Origin of the sequence: Paracoccus albicereus, from assembly GCF_024359525.1 — a bacterium.
In the GTDB taxonomy this organism is placed as follows: Bacteria; Pseudomonadota; Alphaproteobacteria; order Rhodobacterales; family Rhodobacteraceae; genus Paracoccus; species Paracoccus albicereus.
Window position 1 is genome coordinate 900,433 of record NZ_JAKZEU010000002.1, and the last position, 23,296, is coordinate 923,728.

26 protein-coding genes are annotated in these 23,296 nt (G+C 63.8%); 13 read left to right on the forward strand and 13 right to left on the reverse strand.

Annotated elements, in window-relative coordinates; genetic code table 11:
• Positions 1-93: 93 nt before the first annotated feature.
• Complete coding sequence (locus tag MLD63_RS07845) at positions 94-1,383, forward strand: homoserine dehydrogenase (protein WP_255329305.1); 1,290 nt, start codon at positions 94-96, stop codon at positions 1,381-1,383.
• A 77-nt stretch (positions 1,384-1,460) separates the two neighbouring features.
• Here the strand turns inward: MLD63_RS07845 and MLD63_RS07850 are convergent, their stop codons facing one another.
• Positions 1,461-2,084: a lytic transglycosylase domain-containing protein gene (locus MLD63_RS07850; RefSeq protein ID WP_255329306.1), complete on the reverse strand. Its 624-nt coding sequence runs from the start codon at positions 2,082-2,084 to the stop codon at positions 1,461-1,463.
• A 180-nt stretch (positions 2,085-2,264) separates the two neighbouring features.
• Here MLD63_RS07850 and ssb point away from each other — a divergent pair, with 180 nt between their 5' ends.
• Positions 2,265-2,759: a single-stranded DNA-binding protein gene (gene ssb / locus MLD63_RS07855; protein ID WP_255329307.1), complete on the forward strand. Its 495-nt coding sequence runs from the start codon at positions 2,265-2,267 to the stop codon at positions 2,757-2,759.
• A gap of 54 nt (positions 2,760-2,813) precedes the next feature.
• On the opposite strand, the gene MLD63_RS07860 is transcribed toward ssb, so the two are convergent.
• Positions 2,814-3,032 carry a hypervirulence associated TUDOR domain-containing protein gene (locus MLD63_RS07860; protein WP_255329308.1) on the reverse strand — a complete coding sequence of 73 codons (219 nt, stop codon included), beginning with the start codon at positions 3,030-3,032 and terminating at the stop codon, positions 2,814-2,816.
• Positions 3,033-3,121: 89 nt separating this feature from the next.
• Positions 3,122-3,571 carry an outer membrane protein assembly factor BamE gene (locus MLD63_RS07865; protein ID WP_255329309.1) on the reverse strand — a complete coding sequence of 150 codons (450 nt, stop codon included), beginning with the start codon at positions 3,569-3,571 and terminating at the stop codon, positions 3,122-3,124.
• Between the two features lie 149 nt (positions 3,572-3,720).
• On the opposite strand from MLD63_RS07865, the gene MLD63_RS07870 reads away from it, so the two are divergent.
• Positions 3,721-4,263, forward strand: coding sequence for a YceD family protein (locus MLD63_RS07870; RefSeq protein ID WP_255329310.1), 543 nt, complete (start codon positions 3,721-3,723; stop codon positions 4,261-4,263).
• A gap of 14 nt (positions 4,264-4,277) precedes the next feature.
• Here MLD63_RS07870 and MLD63_RS07875 read toward each other — a convergent pair whose 3' ends face one another.
• Entirely contained in the window at positions 4,278-5,540 is a 1,263-nt protein-coding gene (locus tag MLD63_RS07875; protein ID WP_255329311.1) for a cation:proton antiporter, read from the reverse strand.
• Between the two features lie 266 nt (positions 5,541-5,806).
• Here MLD63_RS07875 and rpmF point away from each other — a divergent pair, with 266 nt between their 5' ends.
• Genes rpmF through MLD63_RS07890 form a run of 3 tightly spaced genes read left to right on the forward strand, consistent with a single transcriptional unit; the run spans position 5,807 to position 8,132 of the window.
• Entirely contained in the window at positions 5,807-6,013 is a 207-nt protein-coding gene (gene rpmF / locus MLD63_RS07880; protein ID WP_255329538.1) for a 50S ribosomal protein L32, read from the forward strand.
• Positions 6,014-6,033: 20 nt separating this feature from the next.
• Complete coding sequence (gene plsX / locus MLD63_RS07885; protein ID WP_255329312.1) at positions 6,034-7,161, forward strand: phosphate acyltransferase PlsX; 1,128 nt, start codon at positions 6,034-6,036, stop codon at positions 7,159-7,161.
• Positions 7,161-8,132, forward strand: coding sequence for a beta-ketoacyl-ACP synthase III (locus MLD63_RS07890; RefSeq protein WP_255329313.1), 972 nt, complete (start codon positions 7,161-7,163; stop codon positions 8,130-8,132). The genes plsX and MLD63_RS07890 overlap by 1 nt, the downstream gene beginning before the upstream one ends.
• A gap of 159 nt (positions 8,133-8,291) precedes the next feature.
• On the opposite strand, the gene MLD63_RS07895 is transcribed toward MLD63_RS07890, so the two are convergent.
• Entirely contained in the window at positions 8,292-9,074 is a 783-nt protein-coding gene (locus MLD63_RS07895) for a 3-hydroxybutyrate dehydrogenase (protein ID WP_255329314.1), read from the reverse strand.
• A 357-nt stretch (positions 9,075-9,431) separates the two neighbouring features.
• On the opposite strand from MLD63_RS07895, the gene MLD63_RS07900 reads away from it, so the two are divergent.
• Positions 9,432-11,168, forward strand: coding sequence for an extracellular solute-binding protein (locus tag MLD63_RS07900; RefSeq protein ID WP_255329315.1), 1,737 nt, complete (start codon positions 9,432-9,434; stop codon positions 11,166-11,168).
• 25 nt (positions 11,169-11,193) lie between these two features.
• A complete protein-coding gene (locus tag MLD63_RS07905) occupies positions 11,194-11,532 on the forward strand; it encodes a hypothetical protein (protein ID WP_255329316.1) in 339 nt (112 codons plus the stop codon).
• Positions 11,533-11,553: 21 nt separating this feature from the next.
• On the opposite strand, the gene xth is transcribed toward MLD63_RS07905, so the two are convergent.
• Together xth and MLD63_RS07915 are read right to left on the reverse strand one after the other, a co-directional pair.
• The gene (gene xth / locus MLD63_RS07910; protein WP_255329317.1) at positions 11,554-12,339 is read right to left on the reverse strand and encodes an exodeoxyribonuclease III; all 786 of its coding nucleotides are present in this window, start codon (positions 12,337-12,339) and stop codon (positions 11,554-11,556) included.
• A 3-nt stretch (positions 12,340-12,342) separates the two neighbouring features.
• The gene (locus MLD63_RS07915) at positions 12,343-12,669 is read right to left on the reverse strand and encodes a HesB/IscA family protein (protein WP_255329539.1); all 327 of its coding nucleotides are present in this window, start codon (positions 12,667-12,669) and stop codon (positions 12,343-12,345) included.
• Positions 12,670-12,788: 119 nt separating this feature from the next.
• Here MLD63_RS07915 and MLD63_RS07920 point away from each other — a divergent pair, with 119 nt between their 5' ends.
• From MLD63_RS07920 to MLD63_RS07930, 3 genes are read left to right on the forward strand one after another with little or no spacing between them, the layout of a single operon-like run.
• Entirely contained in the window at positions 12,789-13,964 is a 1,176-nt protein-coding gene (locus MLD63_RS07920) for a deoxyguanosinetriphosphate triphosphohydrolase (protein WP_255329318.1), read from the forward strand.
• A gap of 55 nt (positions 13,965-14,019) precedes the next feature.
• Positions 14,020-14,442 carry an OsmC family protein gene (locus tag MLD63_RS07925; RefSeq protein ID WP_304363994.1) on the forward strand — a complete coding sequence of 141 codons (423 nt, stop codon included), beginning with the start codon at positions 14,020-14,022 and terminating at the stop codon, positions 14,440-14,442.
• Positions 14,442-15,284 (forward strand): transglutaminase-like domain-containing protein, encoded by an 843-nt coding sequence (locus tag MLD63_RS07930; RefSeq protein WP_255329320.1) that lies wholly within the window; start codon positions 14,442-14,444, stop codon positions 15,282-15,284. Before MLD63_RS07925 ends, MLD63_RS07930 begins: the two co-directional genes overlap by 1 nt.
• Here MLD63_RS07930 and tcuB read toward each other — a convergent pair.
• The 3 genes from tcuB to MLD63_RS07945 are packed head-to-tail and all read right to left on the reverse strand — an operon-like array spanning position 15,275 to position 18,474.
• Entirely contained in the window at positions 15,275-16,405 is a 1,131-nt protein-coding gene (gene tcuB / locus MLD63_RS07935) for a tricarballylate utilization 4Fe-4S protein TcuB (protein ID WP_255329321.1), read from the reverse strand. The genes MLD63_RS07930 and tcuB overlap by 10 nt on opposite strands.
• Complete coding sequence (gene tcuA / locus MLD63_RS07940; protein WP_255329322.1) at positions 16,395-17,804, reverse strand: FAD-dependent tricarballylate dehydrogenase TcuA; 1,410 nt, start codon at positions 17,802-17,804, stop codon at positions 16,395-16,397. The genes tcuB and tcuA overlap by 11 nt, the downstream gene beginning before the upstream one ends.
• Positions 17,797-18,474, reverse strand: a complete 678-nt coding sequence (locus tag MLD63_RS07945; protein ID WP_255329323.1) for a GntR family transcriptional regulator — start codon at positions 18,472-18,474, stop codon at positions 17,797-17,799. The genes tcuA and MLD63_RS07945 overlap by 8 nt, the downstream gene beginning before the upstream one ends.
• 74 nt (positions 18,475-18,548) lie before the next feature.
• Between MLD63_RS07945 and MLD63_RS07950 the strand changes: the two genes are divergently transcribed.
• On the forward strand, positions 18,549-19,616 hold the full coding sequence (locus MLD63_RS07950) for an AbrB family transcriptional regulator (protein ID WP_255329324.1): 1,068 nt from the start codon (positions 18,549-18,551) through the stop codon (positions 19,614-19,616).
• Here the strand turns inward: MLD63_RS07950 and MLD63_RS07955 are convergent.
• Genes MLD63_RS07955 through MLD63_RS07965 form a run of 3 tightly spaced genes read right to left on the reverse strand, consistent with a single transcriptional unit; the run spans position 19,613 to position 22,318 of the window.
• Positions 19,613-20,668 carry an isocitrate/isopropylmalate dehydrogenase family protein gene (locus MLD63_RS07955; protein WP_255329325.1) on the reverse strand — a complete coding sequence of 352 codons (1,056 nt, stop codon included), beginning with the start codon at positions 20,666-20,668 and terminating at the stop codon, positions 19,613-19,615. The genes MLD63_RS07950 and MLD63_RS07955 overlap by 4 nt on opposite strands.
• A complete protein-coding gene (locus tag MLD63_RS07960; RefSeq protein WP_255329326.1) occupies positions 20,656-21,549 on the reverse strand; it encodes an NAD(P)-dependent oxidoreductase in 894 nt (297 codons plus the stop codon). Before MLD63_RS07960 ends, MLD63_RS07955 begins: the two co-directional genes overlap by 13 nt.
• Before the next feature lie 13 nt (positions 21,550-21,562).
• Positions 21,563-22,318: a sulfite exporter TauE/SafE family protein gene (locus tag MLD63_RS07965; protein ID WP_255329327.1), complete on the reverse strand. Its 756-nt coding sequence runs from the start codon at positions 22,316-22,318 to the stop codon at positions 21,563-21,565.
• A gap of 74 nt (positions 22,319-22,392) precedes the next feature.
• Between MLD63_RS07965 and MLD63_RS07970 the strand changes: the two genes are divergently transcribed.
• A complete protein-coding gene (locus MLD63_RS07970) occupies positions 22,393-23,283 on the forward strand; it encodes a LysR family transcriptional regulator (protein WP_255329328.1) in 891 nt (296 codons plus the stop codon).
• The last annotated feature ends 13 nt before the right edge of the window (positions 23,284-23,296 follow it).

A 23,296-nucleotide genomic window follows, 5' to 3' on the forward strand; every position in this document is an offset into this window, starting at 1 on the left:
CCCGGACACATGAAGAGCGCGGCAGAGTGTCGCGCGTTGCAACGCGGTCGAAGCCGCGCTAACACCCCGCCGAACCTGCATTTCGAGGTCTTCATGTCCGCTCCACTCCGCCTCGGCATCGCCGGGCTTGGCACCGTCGGTATCGGCGTGGTCAAGATCATCCAGAAACACGCTGACCTCGTGTCGGTGCGCTGCGGGCGGCCCGTCACGATCACCGCCGTCTCGGCACGCGATCGGACCCGGAACCGCGATGCCGACCTGTCGGAGTTCGCGTGGGAGGCGGATGCGGTCTCGCTGGCGCAGCGCGACGACGTCGATCTTTTCGTCGAGTTGATCGGTGGCGATGCCGGCGTCGCGAAGGACAGCATCGAGGCTGCGCTGCGCGCGGGCAAGGACGTTGTCACGGCGAACAAGGCGCTGTTGGCGCTGCACGGTCAGGAACTGGCCGAGCTGGCAGAAGCCGAGGGGCGGGTGATCCGGTTCGAGGCGGCGGTCGCAGGCGGCATCCCGGTCATCAAGGCATTGACGGAATCGCTGGCGGGCAACGGCATCAACCGTGTCATGGGCGTGATGAACGGCACCTGCAACTACATCCTGACGCGGATGGAAAGCGCCGGCCTTCCCTACGAGACGGTGTTCGAGGAAGCGCGGCAACTGGGCTATCTCGAGGCTGATCCGACCTTGGACGTCGGCGGAATCGACGCGGGCCACAAGCTTGCGATCCTAGCCGCCATCGCCTTCGGCACCCGCGTCAATTTCGATGCGGTCGAGATCGAGGGGATCGTGCGTGTCAGCATCGATGACATCCATCGCGCCGAAGATATGGGTTATCGCATCAAGCTGCTGGGTGTCGCGCAGATGACGGCGCGCGGTCTGGAGCAGCGGATGTCACCCTGCCTCGTCCCCGCCGACAGCCCCCTGGGTCAGTTGAACGGCGGCACCAATATGGTGGTGATCGAGGGAGACAGCGCCGGCCAGATCGTCCTACGCGGCGCCGGTGCCGGCGAAGGCCCGACCGCGAGCGCGGTCATGTCCGACGTGATCGAGATCGCGCGCGGCACGCGGCTGCCGACATTCGGGCGTCCTGCGGCCAGTCTTGCGGCAGCGCAGCCAGCACGGACGGCGGTCCCGGCCGCCTACTACATGCGGATGGAATTGCAGGACAAACCTGGCGCGCTGGCCAAGGTGGCCGCGGTGCTGGGCGACAGCGGCATCAGCATCGACCGGATGCGCCAATACGGTCATGCCAGCCGCGACGGCGTTCCGGTCCTGGTCGTGACCCACAAGACCACGCCCGAAGCGATCGATCACGCCATCGCTGCCCTACCCCGCACCGGCGTCCTGACCGGTGATCCGGTCGAGCTGCGGATCGAGGAAGTCTGAGCGCGTCTTGCGACCGATCCTGAAAATTAAAAAACGCCCGCTTCGTGCGGGCGTTCTGCTTTGACAGGCTCTACGGATCAGCTTCCCGCAATGATCTTCACGTAGTTCCGGGTCTCGCGGTAGGGCGGGATCCCGCCGTATTTCTGCACCGCACCCGGTCCGGCATTGTAGGCGGCCAAGGCCAGACGCCAATTGCCGAACTGGTTGTACATCAGTCGCAAATACCGCGCGCCGCCATGCAGGTTCTGCACCGGATCGCTGGCGTTCACGCCCATCTTTGCGGCGGTGCCCGGCATCAGCTGTGCCAGTCCCTGCGCGCCCTTGTGCGAACGCGCACCCGGGTTCCAGCCGGATTCCTGCTGGACCAGGCGCAGGAACAGATCCTCGGGAATGCCGTATTTACGCGCCGCGGCGCGGGCGTGCGGCAGATACGCGCTGCGCTGGTTGCCACGGTAGGCCGGAATATTGGGTGAAAGCTCGATCGTCACGGCCGACTGACCGTTGCGACCCGGCTGCAGTCGCGCCGATTGCTGATACTGGCGCGCCAGCCGCGAATCCATCAGTCGGGTCTGCCGTTCGAACTGCGCAGCGCGCGATTTCGCCGATCCCTGTGCGAACAGCGTCTCGGCACCGGCCGGCAATGCCAGCGATCCGATCAGCCCAGCACAGCCCGCGACCTTCAGGATGTCCCGAATGTTCATGTCATGCCCCTCGCCCTTGTCGTTTTGGCAGGACTATACAGCAGAACGTCTCGCCGACCAGCACAGTTTGTCCGGCGTCGATCCGATGCCTGCGAAAAGCCGCGCAGCATCATCGCTTGCGGGCCGGCGCCGGGCTGGGATAGACCGGCTGCGACAACACGGGAAAGCCGAGGACATCACATGGCAGGCAGCGTCAACAAGGTCATTCTGATCGGCAATCTGGGCCGCGACCCCGAGATCCGCACCTTCCAGAATGGCGGCAAGGTGGCCAACCTTCGCATCGCAACATCGGAGCAATGGAAGGACCGCAATACCGGCGAACGGCGCGAAAAGACCGAGTGGCACTCGGTCGCGATCATGTCCGAAGGGTTGGTCAACGTCGTCGAGCGGTTCCTGAAAAAAGGCAGCAAGGTCTATGTCGAGGGCCAGTTGGAAACCCGCAAGTGGCAGGATCAATCCGGCCAGGATCGGTATTCCACTGAAGTCGTTCTTCGCGGCTTCAACGGCACGCTTCAGATGCTGGATGGCCGCGGTGAGGGCGGCGGAATGGGCGGTGGCGGCGGCTCGCGCGACGGCGGCAGCTACGGCGACGGCGGCGAATATGGTGGCGGATCGGGCGGCGGTCGCGACAGCGGCGGCGGCCGCTCGGATTACGACGACGAAATCCCGTTCTGATCCACCTGACGATCAAAAGGCCGCGCAGTTAGCGCGGCCTTTTCCACTCAGTCTTCAGCTTGCCTTGCTGAGCTCCGAGCCGGACTTCAGCACCTTGTCGCCGTCATCCTGTTCGATCATGTAGGCGGGATCGTCCTTGCTGGCATCGCGGGTGATTTCGCTTCCCTTGATCGTCCGCGTGACCTTTTCGGTGAACTTCTCGGCGACCTCGCCCTTCGCCTTGCCGTTCCCCCATTTCCACTCGACCTTGTCGCCCTTCTTGTAGTCGGACATTGCGCGTCTCCCTTCATTCCGGCGCAGAGGTTGCCCGGATCAATCGAACAACCCGGCACAGGGTCGCTTGGTTCAACAGGAAGGTCTGATCAGGAATCGTCGCGAATGAAGTCGCCGGCGGTAAAGGTTCCGATGTTGCCCAGGATCTGGCGGATGAACGACACTTCGGTGATGCCCGAATCCGTGACCCGGCGTGACAACACGACGACCCGTCCACGCTCCAACCCGAAGCGTTCGACGTTTGTAACGGTGCCGGTCTCGTTCAGGCTGATCGCCACGACCTGGCGCTCGACCTCCTGCGGAGCGCGGGCGCCGTAATGCCGCCAGCGAGAGCCGACATAATACCAGCCGGACCCGGTCAGCAGACCTTGAGCTGACGGCTCGCCGATCAGCGCGGGCAGTTCGCCGACATTGGTCTGACCGACCACGACCTGAGCCAGGTCGAGTTCGGGCGGCACGTAGCCGTGGTTGCGGTAGATCGGAACGCAGCCCGCCAGGACCAGCAGCGCCGCGATCAGAACATGCCGGAGGCCTGTCATTGTCACTGTCCCTTCATCGGCCCCTGGTTGACGCCGCCCGGCTGGCTTAGCAAACTCGCCCCGCACGCTCAAGAATATCCCTCGGCGGCCGGGGTTTGGGCGACCCTCCCCCCTCGCCATCACCAAGTTTCCATCCTGCAGGTCCGATCATGCCCCCGATATCCAACCCGTCAGACCGGCTACGTGTCGCCCATCTCAACCCGCGCAGCGAGACACCTTTCGACATTGCGCCGGACGAAGACGCGCGCGCCGCGATGGCTGAGGAGCTGGACATCATCGCCGTTCCTCAGGTGCAGCTGACCGGGGCTGTCGCGCCTCATTCGGGGGAGGCATGGGCGCTTGACGCGAAACTGACAGCACGCGTTGTCCAACCCTGCGTCGTCACCCTGGAGCCGGTCGAGACCGCGATCGAGCAAACCGTTCGCCGTGTGTATTCGCCCCATGTCACCGACCCAGAGGACGAGCTGGCCGAGATGCCGGACGAAGAAGTCGAGCCGCTGGGGCAGAATATCGACCTTGGCGCGGTGCTGATCGAAGAGTTGGCGCTGGCCCTGCCGCTGTATCCCCGCGCAGACGGTGCAACCTATGCGCCGACCGGTGAGGGCGCTGGATCGTCGGATGCCGAACCAGTCGCGGAAACGAGGCGTCCCTTCGCCGGCCTCGGCAAGCTGATGGGTCGTGACGACGGTTAGCGCCGAATGCCGTGCTAGCGTCGGGACGACAGCCGCGACATCACCTTGGGTGACAGCATCCCGTGGGCCACGACCGAGATCGCCATGATCAGGGCGACGATGCCCCACAGAACCCGCCCCGCCTCCATCGAAAACGGCGCATGCGCCAGACCGTAGGCGAGGTAATAGATCGAGCCGACGCCCCGCACACCCAGGATCGAGATCGCAAAGCGCTCGTCTCGCGCCATCTTCAGGCCGTTGAGCGAAATCCAGGCGGCGACCGGCCGGATCACAACCAGGAACAACATCGCTACCAGCAATCCGCGCAGGCCCATCGGGGCCAGCAGGCCCTGTGCGATGGCAATGCCCGTCACGAAGATCACCAGGATCAGGAACAGCATCTCGGTCTGTTCGATGAAGTGGTGCAGGTCGGCATGGTATCGGTGGTCATGCTCGAACCGTCGAAAGGTCAGCGCGGCGATGAACACGGCAATGAAGCCGTATCCATGGACCAGCTCTGCCGCACCATAGGCGAAAAGCGTGATCCCAAGTGCAAGGAAGGCGTCCTTGACCGTCTTCGTCGGTGCCGCGCGGAACACAAGCCAGGCCAGGACCTTGCCGATCAGCCAGCCCATCAGCACGCCCGCCGCGATCTTCCAGACCACGTCCACTGCCAGCCAGTCGATCAGCACAGAGCGGTCGAAGCTGCCGGCATCGCCGGGCTGGCCCGTCTCGCTTTCGCGATCGGCGGCGGCGGCGATGGCGAGATAAACGAAGGGAAATGCCAGTCCGTCATTCAGCCCCGCTTCCGATGTCAGCGCGAAGCGTGTCTCCTCCTCCTGGCTTTCGCCAGGCGGTCCGACCTGGACAGAGGCGGCGAGGACGGGATCGGTCGGCGCCATCACTGCGCCCAGAAGCAGCGCCGCAGCCAGCGGCAGTTCCAGGATGCCCCAACCTGCCGCAACCAGCCCGAAGATCGACAATGGCATCGCGACGACCAGCAGGCGTGATGTGCTGGACCAACCACGCCAGTCGATCGGGCGGTCGAGCTTCAGCCCGCAGCCGGTCAGCGAAAGGATCACGGCGAACTCGGTGACTTTCTCTATCAGGACGGCATGGTCGATCGGGTCCAGATGCGGCATGCCGGGTACGATCGTCCCGACCAGGATACCGCCGAAAAGGCAGCTCATTGGCAGCGAAACAGGCCAGTCCATGCCGAGGCGACGCATCAGTGCCGGGACAACCGCGGCGGCCAGGACGCCGAAGCCCAGAAAAACCAGAAACAGCTCGTAGCTCATGTTCATTCTCTCGCATGACCTGTGGCAAGGCTGCACGCAATCCCCCTGAGCGCGAGACTAAAGTATCGCAACTCTTGCGCAGTCCCACGCTGCGGCTCAGGGTGACCTCGATCCGGATGGTCCAGCACCGCCGGTGGCGAGCGGCAGGCATGGCCTTCAGGCTGGGGCTTGCGGGCACGCCCCGCATGGCGTATTGGCGCGGTTCGTTTTTGAATTCATCGTTCGGCGCAATGACGCCGCATGCTCACAAGATCCGAGGTTTTATCATGGCCGTCCCCCAAAATCGCGTGACCCGGTCCCGCCGCAACATGCGCCGTGCGCATGACGCGCTGGTCGCGGGCAATCCCAACGAGTGCAGCAATTGCGGTGAGCTGAAGCGCCCGCATCACGTCTGCCCGTCCTGCGGTCACTACGCCGACCGCGAAGTTGTCGCTCAGTCGCACGAGATCGACCTGGACGACGACGCGGCCTGATCGGCCCGACGTCGCGCCCCATGGTCACTGCGCCCGCGAATTCGACCGAGCCGCGTGCCTCCGCAAAGGGGGCCGACGTGGTGATTTCGGTCGACGCGATGGGCGGTGATTCGGGTGCGGCCACCGTCGTTTCCGGGATCGCCCACAGCGCCGACAAGAACCCCGCGATCCGTTTCATCGTTCACGGCCCGGAGGCCGAATTGAAGCGTCTGATCGGCCGCAAGCGCGGTCTGGCCGAACGCTGCGACATTCGCCACGCCGAAGGTGTCGTGCGGATGGACGACAAGCCCAGCCAGGTGGTGCGCAACGCGCAGGGCACCAGCATGTGGTCGGCCATCGAATCGGTCCGCGAGGGCGAGGCGACGGTCGCCGTGTCCTGCGGCAATACGGGCGCGCTGATGGCGCTTTCCATGATCCGCCTGCGCAAGCTGCCGGGCGTGAACCGACCCGCCATCGCCTGTCTGTGGCCATCACGCAATCCGTCCGGCTTCAACGTGATGCTGGATGTCGGTGCCGACGTGAAGGCGGAAGCGCAGGATCTGGTCCAGTACGCGATGATGGGCGCGTCCTACGCGCGCAACGGTCTTGATATTCCTCATCCGCGCATCGGTCTGCTGAATGTCGGAACCGAAGAACACAAGGGCCGGGCCGAACTGCGCACAGCGCACGAAATGATGGGTCAGGCCGCCACGACCGGAAATTTCGACTATATCGGTTTCGTCGAAGGCGGCGATCTGCCGTCAGCGCGGGTCGACGTCGTGGTGACTGACGGATTTACCGGAAATATCGCCTTGAAGACCGGCGAAGGCACGGCCAAGCTGGTCGGCGACTTCCTGAAACAGGCATTCAACAATTCCATCATGTCGAAATTTGCGGCCCTGTTGGCCATGACATCGCTGAAGCGATTGCAGAAACGCATCGATCCCCGTCGCGTGAACGGCGGCGTCTTCCTGGGTCTGAACGGGACCGTCGTGAAATCGCACGGTTCGGCTGACGCGACGGGCGTTTCTGCCGCGATCCGGCTGGCTTTCCAGCTGGCGCAATCCGGCTTCCAGGAACGGCTTGCCGCACGCGTGGCGCAGGGTGCGGCGCTTCCGGTTCCTGGCGATGGTGGCGCGACCCCTGCAGGACAGCAGGGCCAGTCCTGATGCTTCGTTCCGCCATTCGCAGCACCGGGCATTACCTGCCCGAACGCGTCGTCGAGAACAGCTGGTTCGAGGAGCGGCTGGAGACCAGCGATGAATGGATCCGTGGCCGCACCGGCATCGAGCGGCGCCATTTCGCGGCCGAAGGACAGACGACTAGCGACCTTGCAACGCGCGCGGCGCGTGACGCGCTGGACCGCGCAGGTCTCGGCGTGGACAATATCGACGCGATCATCGTCGCCACGTCGACACCCGACCTGACCTTCCCCTCCGTCGCGACGATGGTGCAGTCGGGCCTAGGCATGACGCGCGGCTTCGCGTTCGACGTTCAGGCGGTCTGCGCGGGCTTCATCTTCGCGCTGGCCAATGCCGACGGGATGATCCGTTCCGGCCAGGCCGGCCGTGTGCTGGTGATCGGCGCAGAGACCTTTTCAAGGATCATGGACTGGACCGACCGCGGGACATGCGTGCTCTTCGGCGACGGTGCCGGCGCTGTCGTGCTGGAAGCGATCGAGGGCGACGGCACCAACGCCGATCGCGGCATTCTCGCCACCGATCTGAACAGCGACGGCAAGTATCGCGATCTGCTTTACGTCGACGGCGGCGTCGGTACGACCGGGACTGCCGGCCAATTGCGGATGCAGGGTAACCTCGTCTTCCGCCATGCAGTCGAGAAACTGGCCAAGACCGCACATACCGCGCTGGACCGTGCAGGTTTGACGGGCAACGATGTCGACTGGTTGGTACCCCATCAGGCAAACGAACGCATCATCTCGGCTACGGCGCAGAAGATGGGCCTGCCGATGGAAAAGGTTGTTCTGACGGTCGCCGATCACGGCAACACCTCGGCCGCATCCATCCCGCTGGCCCTGGCCGTGGCCGACGATCAGGGCCGCTTCAAGCGGGGCGATCTGGTCGTGACCGAAGGGATCGGCGGCGGGCTTAGCTGGGGCAGCGTCGTTCTGCGCTGGTAGAACTTTGCGACCTGTCCCCGTCTTTCGGCCCTGATGCCGTATCTTCATCGACTTGCGGGGCCATCTTGCGCATCACATGACAAGGGACCTTGAACCGCAGGTTCTTCGCCGCACGCCGGCGGGTTCAGTCCTCCCACCAGCGCGCGAACCCGCCACCGCTCACAGCGCGGTCCAGCCCCCGTCCACGCTGATCGTGGTGCCGGTGATCTGATCGGCGGCGGGGCTGCACAGGAACACCGCCGTCCCGCCCATCTGCTCGACCGTGGCGAAGTCGCCCGAGGGCTGGCGCTGCAGCATGACCTTCGCGATCACGTCCTCTCGGCTCATGTTGTGCGTCTTCATCTGGTCCGGGATCTGCTTTTCAACGATCGGCGTCAGCACGTAGCCCGGACAGATCGCGTTTGCCGTGATGCCCTGCCCCGCCGTCTCCAGAGCCGTCACCTTGGTCAGCCCCACGATCCCGTGCTTGGCGGCGACATAGGCGGACTTGTAGGGCGACGCCGTCAACCCATGAGCCGAGGCGATGTTGACCACGCGGCCCCAGCCCGCCTTGCGCATCAATGGCAGAGCGACGGCAGTGGTGTGAAAGGCCGAAGACATGTTAATGGCGATGATCGCATCCCACTTTTCTGGCGGAAACTCATCGATCGGGGCGACGTGCTGGATGCCCGCATTGTTCACGAGGATGTCGCAAGACCCCGCCTTCTCGATCAGCGAACGGCATTGGTCGGGCTTCGACATGTCGGCCTGGATATAGCGAACCTGCACGCCATGCTCGTCCGCAAGCTGTTTGGCCAGATCATGGTCCGCCGGATCGTCGGTGAAGCTGTTCAGAACCAGATCCGCGCCAGCCCGCGCCAGTTCATGCGCGACGCCCAGACCGATGCCGGAATTCGACCCGGTGACCACCGCCGTGCGGCCCTTCAGGAAAGACGTGAACATGCTATGCCCCCTGCTTTTTTCGCAGCCGCAGCATGGGCAAAAAAAAGCGCCCGCACAAGGCGGGCGCAAGTCATGAGGCAGGTTTCATACAGGCAAGAAACCTATCGAGCAGTGGGTCATTTATACGCGACCACGCGCCTGAGTCCAAGGTTGAAGTTTGCGGTGACGTGAGGGCTTGGTTAATCTCTGCGACAAAACGGACGAAGACAAAAATCCGAAGGGGCAGGCATCGTGCGAATCTTCAAAAACCTTAACAAACGCGCGACCGCGGCTGGCGTTTTCGTGATCGGAGCCGTGTTGGGCGGTGTTGCAGCAATGCCGCGCGCAAGCCTTGCCGAACCGTCACATGGCATAGCGATGTACGGAGAACCTGCGCTTCCCGAAGGGTTTAGCGCCCTTCCTTACGCCAATCCCGAGGCCCCCAAGGGCGGAGCGATTCGTCTGGCAGAGCCGGGGGGATTCGATTCCCTCAAGCCTTGGGTGCTGAAGGGCAATCCAGTCTGGCCGATCTTGTTCGAGAATGGATTGGTCGCCGAAACATTGATGCTACGCTCTATCGACGAACCCTTCAGCCTTTACGGTCTTCTGGCCGAAACGGTCGAGACGTCGCCCGATCGTAGCTGGGTTGAGTTCACGTTGCGCCCTGAAGCCAGGTTTTCGGACGGCAGCCCGGTCACGGTGGAAGACGTCATGTGGTCCTATGAGACGCTCGGCACGCAGGGCCATCCCCGCTACCACGGCGCCTGGTCGAAGGTCGCCTCGATGGAGCAGACAGGCGAGCGAACCATTCGCTTTACCTTCAACGCAAACGATCGCGAGCTTCCGCTTTTAATGGGACTGCGTCCGATACTGAAAAAGGCGCAATGGGACGGACAGGACTTTTCTGATTCCGGGCTGGAGCCGCCCATCGGATCAGCGCCCTATGTCGTCGATCGCGTCGATCCCGGCCGCTCGGTCACCTTTCGCCGCGATCCCGACTACTGGGGCAAGGACCTGCCCGTGAATGCCGGACGCAACAATTTCGACACGATCCGCTACGACTATTTCGGCGACTCGAACGCCATGTTCGAGGCGTTCAAGGCTGGCGAGGTCGATGTCTGGCGCGAATTGTCGCCGCAGAAATGGGCGACCGAATTCAACTTTCCCGCCGCGACCAGCGGCGACGTGGTGAAGTCGGAAATACCGAATGGACGCCCTTCCGGAATCATGGGTCTGGTGATGAACACCCGCAATCCGATCTTTACGGATTGGCGCGTGCGGCAGGCCATGATCGAGGCCTTCAACTTCCAGTTCATCAACAACACGCTGAACGGTGGGGCAGAGCCGCGCATCACCAGCTATTTTGCGAACTCGCCGCTCGCTTTCCAGCCGGGCGAGGCACAGGACGCGGTTCGCGAACTGCTTGAACCCTTCGCCGCGGACCTGCCTCCAGGCACGATCGAAGGCTACAGCCTGCCCGAAGGCGGCGATCAGGCGCTGGACCGGCGCGGCATCCGTACCGCCATGAAGCTGTTCGAAGAGGCCGGCTGGACCGTTCAGGACGGTCAGATGAAAAACGCGCAGGGCCAGCCCTTCGCTTTCGAGATCCTTCTGAACCAGTCCGGCACCTCGATGCGAACGGCGGCCGAGACGCGGCAGATCGTCGACATCTACACGCAGGCACTGCGGACGCTTGGGATCACCCCGACGGTCACGCAGCTCGATTCTGCGCAATATGTTCAGCGGACCAACAACTACCAGTTCGACATGACCTGGTACGAGCGTGCGCTGTCGCTGAGCCCCGGAAACGAGCAGTTGCTCTACTGGGGCAGCGAAGGCGTGACGGAACCCGGAAGTCGCAACTGGATGGGCATGTCGAGCCCTGCGGCGGAGGCGATGATCGAGGCGATGCTGAACGCGACCGACGCCGACGCCTTCACCGCTGCTGTGCGCGCATTGGACCGGATCCTGACCGCCGGACGTTACGTGATCCCGGTCAGTTACTCGCCTGTCTCGCGTCTCGCGCATCGCAAGGAACTGACCTACCCCGAAACCGTTCCGCTCTACGGCGACTGGCCCGGCTTCATGCCCGAAGTCTGGTGGCGGTCGGAGTAGGACGAACAAGCGCTGAGGTATCGGGATGAAATGGCGGCATGTCGAAGAGAACTGGAATGCCTTCTACGAAGCGATTCAGGAAAAATGGCCGGAAGCAGAGACCGCCGAACTCGATGAGATCGACGGCCAGTTGAAGGATTTTGTCACCTACATCGCCGGCATCACCGCGCAGGAACCCTCAGAGGTGCGCGACGAGATCCGCGAATGGCTCGCGGGAGAGATTCCGTCTGACGTCGTGATGGATCCCGGCCACGACAATCATTCGATCGCCCTGTCGTCGAAATACGTCCCCGAGGGCGAGGATGAATATGCCGACGACGCGCGGTTCGGTGACGACGACGAATACCCGGACGATGGTGATTGAAGCGACAGGCCTCGCCGTCGATCAGGCGGCGAGGTCGACCCAGACAGGCACGTGGTCGCTGGGCTTCTCGCCGGCGCGAACCTCGCGGTCGACGCCAGCGTCACACAGAAGGTCTGCGGCTTGCGGGCTTAGAAGCATATGATCGATGCGGATGCCGTTGTCCTTCGACCAAGCCCCGCCTTGGAAATCCCAGAAGGTGAACGGTCCGCGCTGACCATGAGGATCGCGGATACGGATCGCATCGGTCCAACCGTCGAGTTCGATCCGACGAAGCGCAGCGCGCGATTCGGGCTGAAACAACGCGTCGTCGACCCAGACCTCCGGTCGCGCCGCATCGCGCGTTTCGGGGATCACGTTGAAATCGCCCAACATCACGACCGGCATCTCCGTGTCGCGTAGCGTCTTGGCGCGCGCCTGCAACCGGTTCATCCACGCAAGCTTGTAGTCGAATTTTGGACCCGGCTGCGGGTTTCCGTTCGGAAGGTAAAGGCCCGCGATGCGCACCGCGCGATCGCCGATCACCGTTGCCTCGATATAGCGCGCCTGCTCGTCCGTCTCATCGCCCGGCAATCCGCGCATCACGTCCTCAAGTGGCAGCTTCGACAGGATAGCCACCCCGTTGAAGCCCTTTTGGCCGTGCGTCTCGACCGTCCAGCCCAGATCCTCGAAATGCGCGCGAGGGAAGTTTTCGTCAACCGTCTTGATTTCCTGAAGCACGACAGCGTCAGGCTGCGCGGCGGCAAGCCAGTCGCTCAGCGCCTCGATGCGCGCGCGGATGCCGTTGATGTTGAAGCTTGCGATCTTCAAGGATCAAATCGAGAAGCTGGTGCCGCAACCGCAGCTGGACGATGCATTGGGGTTGTCGATCACGAAACGCGCGCCGATCAGCTCGTCGGCGAAGTCGATGACGGCGCCCGCAAGGAACGGCAGCGAGACCGGATCGACCACGACGCGCTGACCCTCGGCTTCCAGCACCAGATCGTCCGCCTCGGCGTGATCCAGTCGGATGTCATACTGAAAGCCCGAACAGCCACCGCCCGCCACCGCGACACGAAGCGGTTGCGCGTCGTCGCTGGCTTCGTTGATCTCGGCCAGGCGCGCGAAGGCGCGCGGCGTCACGCGAGGCGGCAGCGTCAGCGCGGCGTTATAATCCTGTGCGGAATGGGGGGCGTTCATGGGTCGTTCCGGTTTTCGGTCCTGTGAGGGGAATATAGGCTCGCCCGGCCGATGCCGCAAGAAACCCCCAAGGATACATCATGACCGCGCCCTACGCCTCGAAGCCCGCTGACAGTCGGGGCCGCCGGCACCCGGAGGCGCTTTCCACCTTTCGCAGCCCCTGGCAACGCGACCGCGACCGGATTATCCATTCCAGCGCCTTCCGTCGCCTGAAGCACAAAACCCAGGTTTTCGTGGAACATGAGGGCGATTATTACCGGACCCGCCTGACCCACACGATCGAGGTGGCGCAGGTCGCGCGCACGATCGCCGGCGCGCTGGATCTGAACACCGACCTTGCCGAGGCTGTCGCCCTGTCACACGATCTGGGCCATCCGCCCTTCGGCCATACCGGCGAAGATGCCCTGGCCACGTTGATGGCGCCCTATGGCGGTTTCGACCACAACGCACAGGCGCTGCGGATCGTGACCCAGCTTGAACGACACTACGCCGATTTCGACGGCCTGAACCTCACATGGGAAACGCTGGAGGGGATCGCCAAACATAACGGTCCCGTCGTCGGAACAAGCCCGACGGATGGCCCCGGCACCGGCGCCCTGCCCTATGCCTTGGCCGAAGTGAACAACCAGTGGGATCTGGAGCTTCACACCAATGCCAGCGCCGAAGCGCAGGTGGCGGCAGTCGCTGACGACGTGGCCTACAACCACCATGACCTTCACGACGGCCTGCGTGCGGGCCTTTTCACCGAAGACGATCTTGCCGAATTGCCCGTTATCGGACCTGCCTTTGCCCGCGTCGATCATCTCTATCCGGGTCTCGATCCAATGCGCCGGCGGCATGAGGCGCTGCGCCGCGTGTTCGGCACGATGGTCGAGGATGTGATCGCAGTCGCACAGAACCGTCTGGCCGGCCTGAAGCCGTCATCGGCGCAGGAAATCCGCGATATGGATGGCCCGATCATCCGGTTCTCCAAACCGCTCTACCAGAACATCAAGGCGGTCAAGACATTCCTCTTTCATCGCATGTACCGCGCGCCCAGCGTGGTGGCCGAGCGTGCGCGGGTCACGGCGGTTCTCGACGCGCTGTTCCCGCTGTTCCTTGACCAGCCAGCCGAGATGCCTCCGCAATGGCGCGCGGCCGCGACGGAGGCTGCGGACCAGACCGCGCGAGCCCGGATCGTGCTCGATTATGTAGCAGGCATGACCGACCGCTTCGCGATCGCCGAATATCATAGGATTTTCGGCACGCCCGATTGAACTGTGCGCGCCATCCCCGCGTTGACCGAGGATCACGATCAACAGGAGATTAATGATGGTCGAGAAAAGCGGCTCTGCAGTTTGGCAAGGCAACCTCAAGGAAGGCCAGGGGACGGTATCGACGGAATCGGGCGTGTTGTCCGACCAGCCCTACAGCTTCAAGCAGCGGTTCGAAGGTGCTCCCGGCACCAATCCCGAGGAGCTGATCGGGGCGGCCCACGCGGCGTGTTTCAGCATGGCGCTGTCGATGATGCTGGCCGAAGCGGGTATCACCGACACGAAGGTCGAGACCAAGTCGACCATCTCGCTCGATCAGGACAGCGGCGGGTTTACGATCACCAGGGCCCATCTGGTCAGCACGGTCAGCGGCAACGGTGACAAGGCCAAGATCGAGGAACTTGCCCACAAGGCCGAAAAAGGCTGCCCTGTCTCGAAGGTTCTGAACGCCGACGTCACCCTCGATGTGACGGTGGCCTGATGTTGATCCGCTACGGGTACGAGATCACGATCGAATGTGAGAACCCGCTGCCTCTGGTAAACCAGATGTCGGTACGGCCCGAGCGGAAAATCGATCTACGAGGCGCGGAAGAATTTTCAACAAATCCTTCCGTGCCTTATTCGACCTACCTCGATTTCTACGGCAACTATTGCATTCGGCTTACAGCGCCACCCGGCCGCTTTACGATGCGGTCGGATGCCACGATCGGCGATAGCGGATTGCCCGACCCGGTCGGTCACGGCGCCCATCAGATGGCGATCGAAGAGCTTCCCGATGATGTGCTGATCTACCTGATGGCGTCGCGGTATTGCGATACCGATCTGCTGACCGCCGCAGCGTGGGATCTGTTTGATCTTCTCCCTAAGGGCTGGGAGCGTGTTCAGGGCATTGTGGATTGGGTCAACAATCACATCACCTTCAACTATCAGGATGCCGACTCTACCCGCACGGCCCATGGCGCTTTTGAGCAGAAGAAGGGTGTGTGCCGGGACTTCGCCCATCTGGCGATCAGTTTCTGCCGGGCGATGAACATTCCCGCGCGCTACATCAATGGCCATCTTGGTGACATCCGCATCAAACCACCCGCCGATCCCATGGACTTTGCCGCCTGGATGCAGGTCTATCTGGCCGGACGCTGGTGGACCTTCGATCCCCGAAACAACGCCGCACGGGTCGGACGGATCGTGATTGGCCACGGCCGCGATGCTGCGGACGTGGCCCTTCTGTCGAGTTTTGGCGGCCACCGGCTTGAAGCCTTCACCGTCTGGACGGATGAAGTTGACGAAGCTGGAAACAAGATCGAACAGACTAATTACGTCTGAGCCAAGGGCTCGCGACCGATCCCTTCCGCCTTCCTGCGGGCCTGCGATGCTTCGGCAACCAGGGCCGCCATTCGGATCATCGGATGGATCATCTTCGTAAACGGCATCAGCAGGAACAGGACCAAAACCGAGCCAAGGTGCAGGGCCAACAGCGTCCCGAGGGCCGCGGTGCCGCCCGCCCAATAAAGGGCCAGTCCCGAAGCCGCGACGAAGGCGAGCAAAAGGACGAACGCCATCTCGCCGCCCCACACGCGTTTTGCGCCCAGATCGGGGTCGGCGCGCAACTTGAGAGCCGCAAGCCACAATGCGCCCCCGGTCAGAAGAATGCCGCCCGGCACGCCCAGAAGTTTCGGCAGCGCCAGCGGCCCGTAGGGCGCTTCCATACCCAGAAGGTAGTGCATGAGCGTCGCGACAGAGGTCGAGGCGAAGCACAGCAGGAAACCGTACATCACTGCCTGGTGCGCCCATCGACGGGCATCGGTGTAGCGATCCTCACGCTCGAAATTGCAGCCCTGCCCCTGCCCGCCGCTCAGATTCTTCAGGCGGGCACCGCGGTCCATCGCCACGGTAAAGTCGCGCCACGCGGGTCGGGGCGCTCCGATCTCGCGCCAGTAATCGCGGACCGCGACCCCGGCGACGACCAGCGGCAGGACGAAGGCCGGCAGAAAGATCGCCACCATCGCGACATGCGACAGGTAAGCGTAAAAGCCCTCGCCATCTTCCGGAGGCATGGTAGAGACGGCGAGGAACATCAGTGCAAAACCGACGACCAGACCAAGCGCCAAGGCGACGCCGTGCGTGTGGAACAGACGGGCCAGCCTGCGCGGTCTGACAAGACGCTCCCAACTGTCCTGACGCACTTCGGCCAAGGCCGCGGGCAGGTTCAGTGCGAATTCGTGCGGGGGTGTGTACTGGCAGGAATAATAGCAGCCCCGGCAGTTGTGGCAGAGATTGGCCAACTGCGTGATGTCGCCGTCGGCAAAAGCCTTTTGGCGGGTCATCGCCGGGAATACCGAGCAAAAGCCCTCGCAGTAGCGGCAGGCATTGCAGATCTCGACCTGACGGCGCGCCTCGGCGATCAGGTCTTCGGTGTTCGTGTCTAACGTGGTGTCAAGCGACATGGGCTGCGGCCTCCTGTCCTGCGATGCGTCCAAAGACGGTGCCGATGGTCATCCCGAAGCCAGCCAGATAGCCCTGTCCGAGGATCGATCCCGCCATGATTTCCCCTGCCGCCCAGACGTTTTTCAACGGTCCGTCCGCGGTCTGGACCCGCGCCTTGTCGGATACCTTCAGCCCCAGATAGGTAAAGGTCACGCCGGGGCGTAGCTGATAACCGTAGAAGGGCGGCGTATCGATGGGCCGCGCCCAGTTCGTCTTCGGCGGCTCGATGCCATCGGTCGCGAGGCCGTCGAGTTCTGTGGGATGGAACGTCCCCGGTCGGCAGGCGGCATTGAATTCCGCTATGGTTCCGGCGACCACCTTCGGGTCGAGCCCCATCAGTTCGGCCAATTCCTCGACCGTGTCGGCCTTGTTGGGCGGAAAGACCGACGGCATGAAGAGGTCGATCGACTTGCTGTCGATGATCGCATAGCCGACCTGATCGGGCTGCGCCGCGACCAGACGGCCCCAGATCGCATAGCGCTTTGGCCAGACGTCCTGCCCCTCGTCGTAGAAGCGCTGCCCGTCGCGGTTCAGCACCACAGAAAACGGCACGCAGTCCAGTCGGGTCACGATGCCGCCGTCGTATTTCGGCGCGCGGCCGTCGATGGCGACGGCGTGGCACTGCGTAGGATCGCCCACGGATTCGCAGCCTTGATCCAGCATGTCGCGCAAGACAACGCCGCGATTGTAGGGGGTGCCACGGATCAGGAAGTTGGCCGCCGCCGGCCCCCAGGCCCGTGTCAGCCAGTCGATGTCGGACTGGAACCCGCCCGAGGCGAGCACGAAGGCGCGACCCCGGACCTCTTGTACCGGCCCATCGGCCACGGAAACCTCTACATGGGTCGCCTGCCCATCATCGTCCATCCCGATATGGCGAACCTGGGCGCGGTAGATGACCGTGATGCCCAGATCCTCGGCGCATTGGTAGTAAGCATTGACCAGTGCCTTGCCGCCCCCAAGGAAGAAGGCGTTGGTGCGCGACAGCGACAGCGTGCCCGACAGCGACGGCTGAAAGCGGACGCCATGCGCCTCCATCCAGGGCAGGCATTCCTCGGACGTGCGGATCGCCATGCGGGCCAGATGCTCATCCGTTTTTCCGGCTGTCACCAGAAGCAGGTCGTCGAAATACTCATCCTCGCCGTAGGTATCAGTCAGCACCGATAGCGGACCCTGATGCATGCAGCGAAAGTTCCGGGTGTGTCGACTGTTTCCGCCGCGATAGGTTTCGGGCGCGCCCTCCAGGATCAGAACCTTCGCGCCGGTTTCGGCCGCGGTGATCGCCGCGCAAAGCGCCGCATTGCCGCCGCCGATGACGACGATGTCCCAATCGCCGGGGGGGATGGTTTGATGCTCAGCCATGAGCGTCCTCCTGTATGTCGGGTGCATGGGCGCGCAGATGACGCAACCTTGCGCGATGCGCCGCTTCGAGATGCTGGCGCATTGCCTGCTCCGCCGCTGCACCGTCGCGCGCTTCAAGCGCATCCATGACCGAGTTGTGTTCCGAGACCGCGTCCCGCGCGCGGGTTCGTTCGCTTAACGTCGAAGGACCGAGGATGAGCAGCGTCCTGTCCAGTGATTCCGACGCACCGACCAGAAAGCGGTTCCGTGCAGCGGCAAGCAGCGTGCGGTGGAACTGCCGGTTCAAACCATGGGCCGCGGCGGTGTCACCGGCCTCGGCCAACTCTTCGTTCAGCATCCGAAGATCGGCCAGCTCGGCATCGGAAGCGGCGCGCGCGGCAAGACGCGCAGCGGTCCCTTCCAGCACCATGCGCATCTCGTAAAGCTCCATCACCTCGGCGTAGTCGAGACGACGGATCGAGGCGCCCTGACGCGGGACATGAACCACCAGACCATCCGCTTCCAGTTGGCGGATCGCCTCACGTACCGGGGTGCGGCTGATCCCCAGCCGTGCCGCCAGTTCGGTCTCGCGCAGGCGCGCACCGGGTGTGAGCCGACCGGTGCGGATCTCATCCAGCAAGCGACGATAAGCGCCCTGCCCCTGTGAGGTTTCGGTGTCCGTATCGGTCACGTCGAGATCGGCCTTGTGAATTTCGGATCGCGATTGTATACGCTTGGATACAAGATGCGTCAACCGGGACATTCATGGCTTTTCTCACCCGCCGCCGCATGGAAACCTTCGTCATCGCGCTGAATGGCGGACTGCTTTTCACTCTGCTGAATCTACCGCTGCCGTTTCTGTTCGGGCCGATGTCGGCCTGCCTGATTTCGGCCCTGGCGGGCGTCCGACTTCAGGGGATGGGGCAGGTTTCTGCTGCCGCGCGGACGGTTCTGGGTGTTGCGGTCGGCGCCTCCATCACGCCTGCGCTGATCGGTCAGTTGCCCCAGATGGCGCTGTCCCTGGCGCTGATCCCGATCTACATCGCGCTGATCGGACTGGTGGGCATCCCTTATTTCCGCCGCATGGGCTTTGACATGCCGACCGCGTATTTCGCGGCGATGCCGGGCGGGTTGCAGGACATGGTCGTATTCGGACAAGAGGCCGGGGCGGATGTCCGCGCCCTGTCGCTGATCCATGCCACACGCGTTCTGATCATCGTTTCGCTGGCACCGGTGATCCTGACGGGCCTTTACGGGGTCGGCCTGACAAATCCATTGGGACGTGCGTTGGACGATATCCCGGTGACGGAGTTGCTGCTGATGGTCGGCGCAGCCTGGCTTGGCTGGAAGGGTGGTGAGCGGATCGGATTGTTTGGAGCCACCATCATCGGCCCCCTGATCGTCACCGCCGCCCTCAGTCTGGCGGGCCTGATCCACATGCGCCCCCCGCGTGAGGCGATCATCGCCGCGCAGCTGTTCATCGGCATCGGGATCGGCGTGCATTATGTTGGTGTCACCCTGCGCGATCTGCGGGATTTCGTGCTGAAGGGCCTGGGATTTGTTCTGCTGCTCGCAGTTTTGGCGGCAGCCTTCACCGAGATCGTAACCCTGACCGGCCTCGCCCAACCGTTGGAGGGCTTCCTCGCCTATGCGCCGGGCGGTCAGGCAGAAATGACCGTGCTGGCGATCGTTGCCGGCGCCGATCTCGGTTTCGTCGTGGCCCACCACATGACCCGGATCGTGCTAGTCATCCTAGGCGCGCCGCTGGCAGCACGGATGATGGGGATGCAGCCGACACCGGCAGCACCCCCCGATTCATCGCGCCCGTCCTAGCCCACGACGTGCGCTGCCACGGCGGCGGCGAAATCGCGCGTGCCCAGCCTGCCGCCGAGATCCTTCGTCCGCGTCGCTTCGTCCGACATTGCGTCGTCCAGCGCAGCCTCGATCGCGTCCGCAGCCTGCGGTTGATCCAGATGGCGCAGCAGCATCGCGGCAGAGCCGATCAGCGATGTCGGGTTCGCACGGTCCTGACCCGCGATGTCCGGGGCCGAGCCATGCTGTGCCTGCGCGACGGCGAAGGCGGGTCCCAAGTTCAACGACGCCGCCAGCCCCAATCCGCCCGACAGTTCCGAGGCGAGGTCGGACAGGATGTCACCGAACATGTTGGTAGTGACGATCACGTCAAACCGCGACGGATCGCGCACCAGATGGGCGGCGGCTGCATCGACGAGGATTTCCTCGTAGTCGATGCCCGGATGATTTTTGGCGACCGCACGGACCTCTTCCAGAAACAGGCCATCTGACAAGCGCATCACGTTCGACTTGTGGACCACCGCGATACGCTTGCGCGACCGCCCTTCGACCAGATCGAACGCAGCCTCCGCGATGCGGCGGCTGCCCTTCGTTGTAACCTTGCGCAGCGCGATCGCGACGCCCGGCTCGACCATGATCTCGCCCGGGCCTGACGCCATGTTGCGGTCAGCATAGAAGCCCTCGAGGTTCTCGCGCACGACGACCAGGTCGATTTCGGCCGTGACCGGGCGAGGGACGGCGGGGCGCGACCGTGCAGGGCGGATGTTCGCGTAAAGCTCCAACTCGCGGCGCAGAACGCCGGACGGATTGCGCCCACCCTCGGCGACAGGCGGATACGCGTTATGCGAGACCGGTCCCAGGATCACGCCATCCGCGTCCTTGGCAGCCGCGATCACATCGTCGGTGATCGTCGTGCCATGCTGATCGAGCGAGACGAAGCCGATCTCGCCGCGCGTCAGCGTCAGATCGATGCCGAAGCGGTTTGCCGCCGCCTCGACCACGGTTTCCGTCGCCGCCGCGATCTCGGGGCCGATCCCGTCGCCCGGCAGAACCAGCAGTTTCATTTGCGCCATGCGTCCGACCCTTCCAGCAATTCCTGCGCCATGCCCCGATAGCCTTGTTCCATGTCGGGAACCGGTTGGTCGGGCGTCGTCCGACCCAGGCGGCGCTGCCATTGCACGATCGCGCGCGCCATGTCCGACGGCAGGCCCAGATCGTCCAGCGTGACGGCCACCTCTTCCAGTTCCGCGGCCCGACGCTGGCCATGCACTGTCATCCGCTCGAGATTGTAGGCGACCTGTTCCGGCCAATCGATGCCCGGAAAGCTTTGCACCAGCGAGCCGATCACGGCTTCGTCCACGCCGGCACGGACGGCGGCAAGCGCGCACTCGGCCGTCAGCGCCTCCATCCCCTTGATCATGACGGACCGAACCATCTTGATGGTCGAGGCGTCGCCCACGTTCTCACCGGCGATGCGCGGTGCCATGTTGAGCGAGACCAGCACGTCTTTCCCGGCCTCTGCGTGCGGACCGGCGATCAGCAGCGGTACTTGGTGCCGCTTGGGATAGACCGGTGCCATCACCGCGACGTCGACGTAGCGGCCGCCGGCCGCCTCGATCACGCGTGACGCCTCGCGCTTGCTTTCGGGCGCGCAGGAATTCATGTCGAACCAGAGCGCACCTTTCGGAAGCAGAGGCGCGCATTCCCGGGCCGCCGTCAGCGCCTGATCGGCGGTGACGGTGCAGAAGACGGCCGTCGCGTCCTTCAGCGCCTCGGCCCGATCGGCCGCACCGGTTACGCCAAGCCGGTCGTAATCGGCGCGCTTGGCAGTCGCGGTCGCCGCGTCTTCGGTCTTGCGGTCGAAGGCACGGATTCCCGCGCCGCTGCCCCAGCCTTCGATAAAGGCCCCGGCGGCCTCACCGCAGCCGATGAAGGTGATCGAAGCGTTTGTCATTGAAGTCTCCCTTTCAGGCGCCGCTCAGCGCGCCCATTCCTTGCCAGATCAGCCGCAACGACAGCATGATCAGGATTGCATTCAGCGCCCATTGAAAGCGCTGGTCGCTGATCCGGTTCAGGACCAGCCGCCCGGCCATGGTGCCCAGAAAGCCGGCACCGATCATCGCCGCGCAGAACAAGAGCCACGGTCCGAAGGCAATCCCGACAAGCCCGAAGACCACCGATTTTGCCACGTGCTGGACCGTCATCAGCGTCGCATGCGTCGCGACGAAACCATGCCGATCAAGACCCAGCGAGCGAACGAAGGTCGCCACGAAGGGCCCGGTCGCCCCGAAGAACATGGTCAGAAAGCTGCTGAACGCACCCGTCAATGCGGGCATCCGTCGCAGCCACGCGGGCGGGTTCGACAGCACCGACCAGATCACGAACAGGCCGACCCCGATCTGCACGAAGGCGGGTTGCAGGTTCACCGCGACCAGCCCGCCGATCGACGCGCCGATGATCGTGCCGACCGTGAAGACGCCGACATTCGGCCAGTTGACGAAGCGGATCATCAGGGCCGCGCGCCCCGCGTTCGACCCCGACTGAACCAGACCATGCACCGGGATCAGCATCGCGGGCGGCATCAGGCTGGCCATGACGCTGAGCAAAAGGATACCCCCACCCAGGCCAAATGCGATCGTGACGAAGGACGCGGCAAAGCTGGTACCCAGAAGCGCTGTCGCGACGGCCGCATCCAGCCCGGGCGGGATGAACGCACTCAGCATCGGTGCTGCCCGCTTGAAGCGACCGCGTCAGATCGGCAATGGTGACCATCTAACTCGCGGACGAAAGGGTGGGCATGCGCGTCGATTACCTGGGGCTTGAAGGTTTCGTGGCCGTTGCCGACATGGGCAGCTTTTCGCGGGCGGCGCGAAAGCTCGACCTGTCGCAGACCGCGCTCAGCCACCGGGTCCGCAAACTGGAGGAGGATCTTGGGCAGCAGCTTCTGATCCGCAACGCGCGCGACATCTCGCTGACGCAGGCCGGCAAGTCGATCCTGCCGCAGGTTCGCGCGCAGCTTCTGGCGCTGGCGAACGTCTATGGTGAGGTCCGCAAGCAGGGTCACGAGATGCGCACGCGGCTGACCTTCGCCTGCCTGCCGACGCTGTCGAGCTATTATCTGGCAGACGTGCTTCTGCGTTTTGCCGAGGATTACCCGGCGGTGAAGCTGTGCCTGATGGACCAGACCGCCGAGACCGTGAACCAGCTTGTCCATGACGGCGAGGCCGAGTTCGGCATCACCATCGCCTCGGCCACACCCTGGGACATCGAGGTCGAGCACCTGTGCACCGAACCCTATGTGCTGTTGGTCAACGATGCCCATCCGCTGGCGCAGAAGGATTTCGTCACCCGAGAGGATCTTCTGTCCATGCCGATGGTCCGGATCCGGACCCAAAGCAGCAACCGTCAACTGGTCGAAGACGCGCTTGGAGATTACGGCAAGAAGATCGACTGGCGGTTCGAGGTGCAGTTCGCGGCGACCGCGATGAGCATGGTGGCGGCGGGCGTGGGTGCCACGGTGCTGCCACGGCTGACGATGCAGCGTGGTCTGCCGGGGCTGAAGGGGCTGCATTTCAGCGATGTCGATCTGACCCGCGACATTTGCGCGGTCAGGCGCCGCGGTATGCCGCTGTCGACCCCCGCGAACGGCCTTCTGGAAATGGTGCGCGAACGGTTGCGCGACGTCTAGGTCCGGGCGACGC

What these genes read in the sequence shown, in the direction of transcription:
- plsX (WP_255329312.1), top strand. Translation starts at nt 6,034, where the DNA reads ATGGTCACTGCGCCCGCGAATTCGACCGAGCCGCGTGCCTCCGCAAAG.
- MLD63_RS07890 (WP_255329313.1), top strand. Translation starts at nt 7,161, where the DNA reads ATGCTTCGTTCCGCCATTCGCAGCACCGGGCATTACCTGCCCGAACGC.
- MLD63_RS07960 (WP_255329326.1), bottom strand. Translation starts at nt 21,549, where the DNA reads ATGACAAACGCTTCGATCACCTTCATCGGCTGCGGTGAGGCCGCCGGG.
- MLD63_RS07970 (WP_255329328.1), top strand. Translation starts at nt 22,393, where the DNA reads ATGCGCGTCGATTACCTGGGGCTTGAAGGTTTCGTGGCCGTTGCCGAC.
- MLD63_RS07850 (WP_255329306.1), bottom strand. Translation starts at nt 2,084, where the DNA reads ATGAACATTCGGGACATCCTGAAGGTCGCGGGCTGTGCTGGGCTGATC.
- MLD63_RS07950 (WP_255329324.1), top strand. Translation starts at nt 18,549, where the DNA reads ATGGCTTTTCTCACCCGCCGCCGCATGGAAACCTTCGTCATCGCGCTG.
- MLD63_RS07920 (WP_255329318.1), top strand. Translation starts at nt 12,789, where the DNA reads ATGACCGCGCCCTACGCCTCGAAGCCCGCTGACAGTCGGGGCCGCCGG.
- MLD63_RS07905 (WP_255329316.1), top strand. Translation starts at nt 11,194, where the DNA reads ATGAAATGGCGGCATGTCGAAGAGAACTGGAATGCCTTCTACGAAGCG.
- MLD63_RS07895 (WP_255329314.1), bottom strand. Translation starts at nt 9,074, where the DNA reads ATGTTCACGTCTTTCCTGAAGGGCCGCACGGCGGTGGTCACCGGGTCG.
- MLD63_RS07865 (WP_255329309.1), bottom strand. Translation starts at nt 3,571, where the DNA reads ATGACAGGCCTCCGGCATGTTCTGATCGCGGCGCTGCTGGTCCTGGCG.
- MLD63_RS07860 (WP_255329308.1), bottom strand. Translation starts at nt 3,032, where the DNA reads ATGTCCGACTACAAGAAGGGCGACAAGGTCGAGTGGAAATGGGGGAAC.
- MLD63_RS07875 (WP_255329311.1), bottom strand. Translation starts at nt 5,540, where the DNA reads ATGAGCTACGAGCTGTTTCTGGTTTTTCTGGGCTTCGGCGTCCTGGCC.
- MLD63_RS07845 (WP_255329305.1), top strand. Translation starts at nt 94, where the DNA reads ATGTCCGCTCCACTCCGCCTCGGCATCGCCGGGCTTGGCACCGTCGGT.
- tcuB (WP_255329321.1), bottom strand. Translation starts at nt 16,405, where the DNA reads ATGTCGCTTGACACCACGTTAGACACGAACACCGAAGACCTGATCGCC.
- MLD63_RS07955 (WP_255329325.1), bottom strand. Translation starts at nt 20,668, where the DNA reads ATGGCGCAAATGAAACTGCTGGTTCTGCCGGGCGACGGGATCGGCCCC.
- ssb (WP_255329307.1), top strand. Translation starts at nt 2,265, where the DNA reads ATGGCAGGCAGCGTCAACAAGGTCATTCTGATCGGCAATCTGGGCCGC.
- MLD63_RS07900 (WP_255329315.1), top strand. Translation starts at nt 9,432, where the DNA reads ATGTACGGAGAACCTGCGCTTCCCGAAGGGTTTAGCGCCCTTCCTTAC.
- MLD63_RS07870 (WP_255329310.1), top strand. Translation starts at nt 3,721, where the DNA reads ATGCCCCCGATATCCAACCCGTCAGACCGGCTACGTGTCGCCCATCTC.
- MLD63_RS07965 (WP_255329327.1), bottom strand. Translation starts at nt 22,318, where the DNA reads ATGCTGAGTGCGTTCATCCCGCCCGGGCTGGATGCGGCCGTCGCGACA.
- MLD63_RS07925 (WP_304363994.1), top strand. Translation starts at nt 14,020, where the DNA reads ATGGTCGAGAAAAGCGGCTCTGCAGTTTGGCAAGGCAACCTCAAGGAA.
- rpmF (WP_255329538.1), top strand. Translation starts at nt 5,807, where the DNA reads ATGGCCGTCCCCCAAAATCGCGTGACCCGGTCCCGCCGCAACATGCGC.
- MLD63_RS07930 (WP_255329320.1), top strand. Translation starts at nt 14,442, where the DNA reads ATGTTGATCCGCTACGGGTACGAGATCACGATCGAATGTGAGAACCCG.
- tcuA (WP_255329322.1), bottom strand. Translation starts at nt 17,804, where the DNA reads ATGGCTGAGCATCAAACCATCCCCCCCGGCGATTGGGACATCGTCGTC.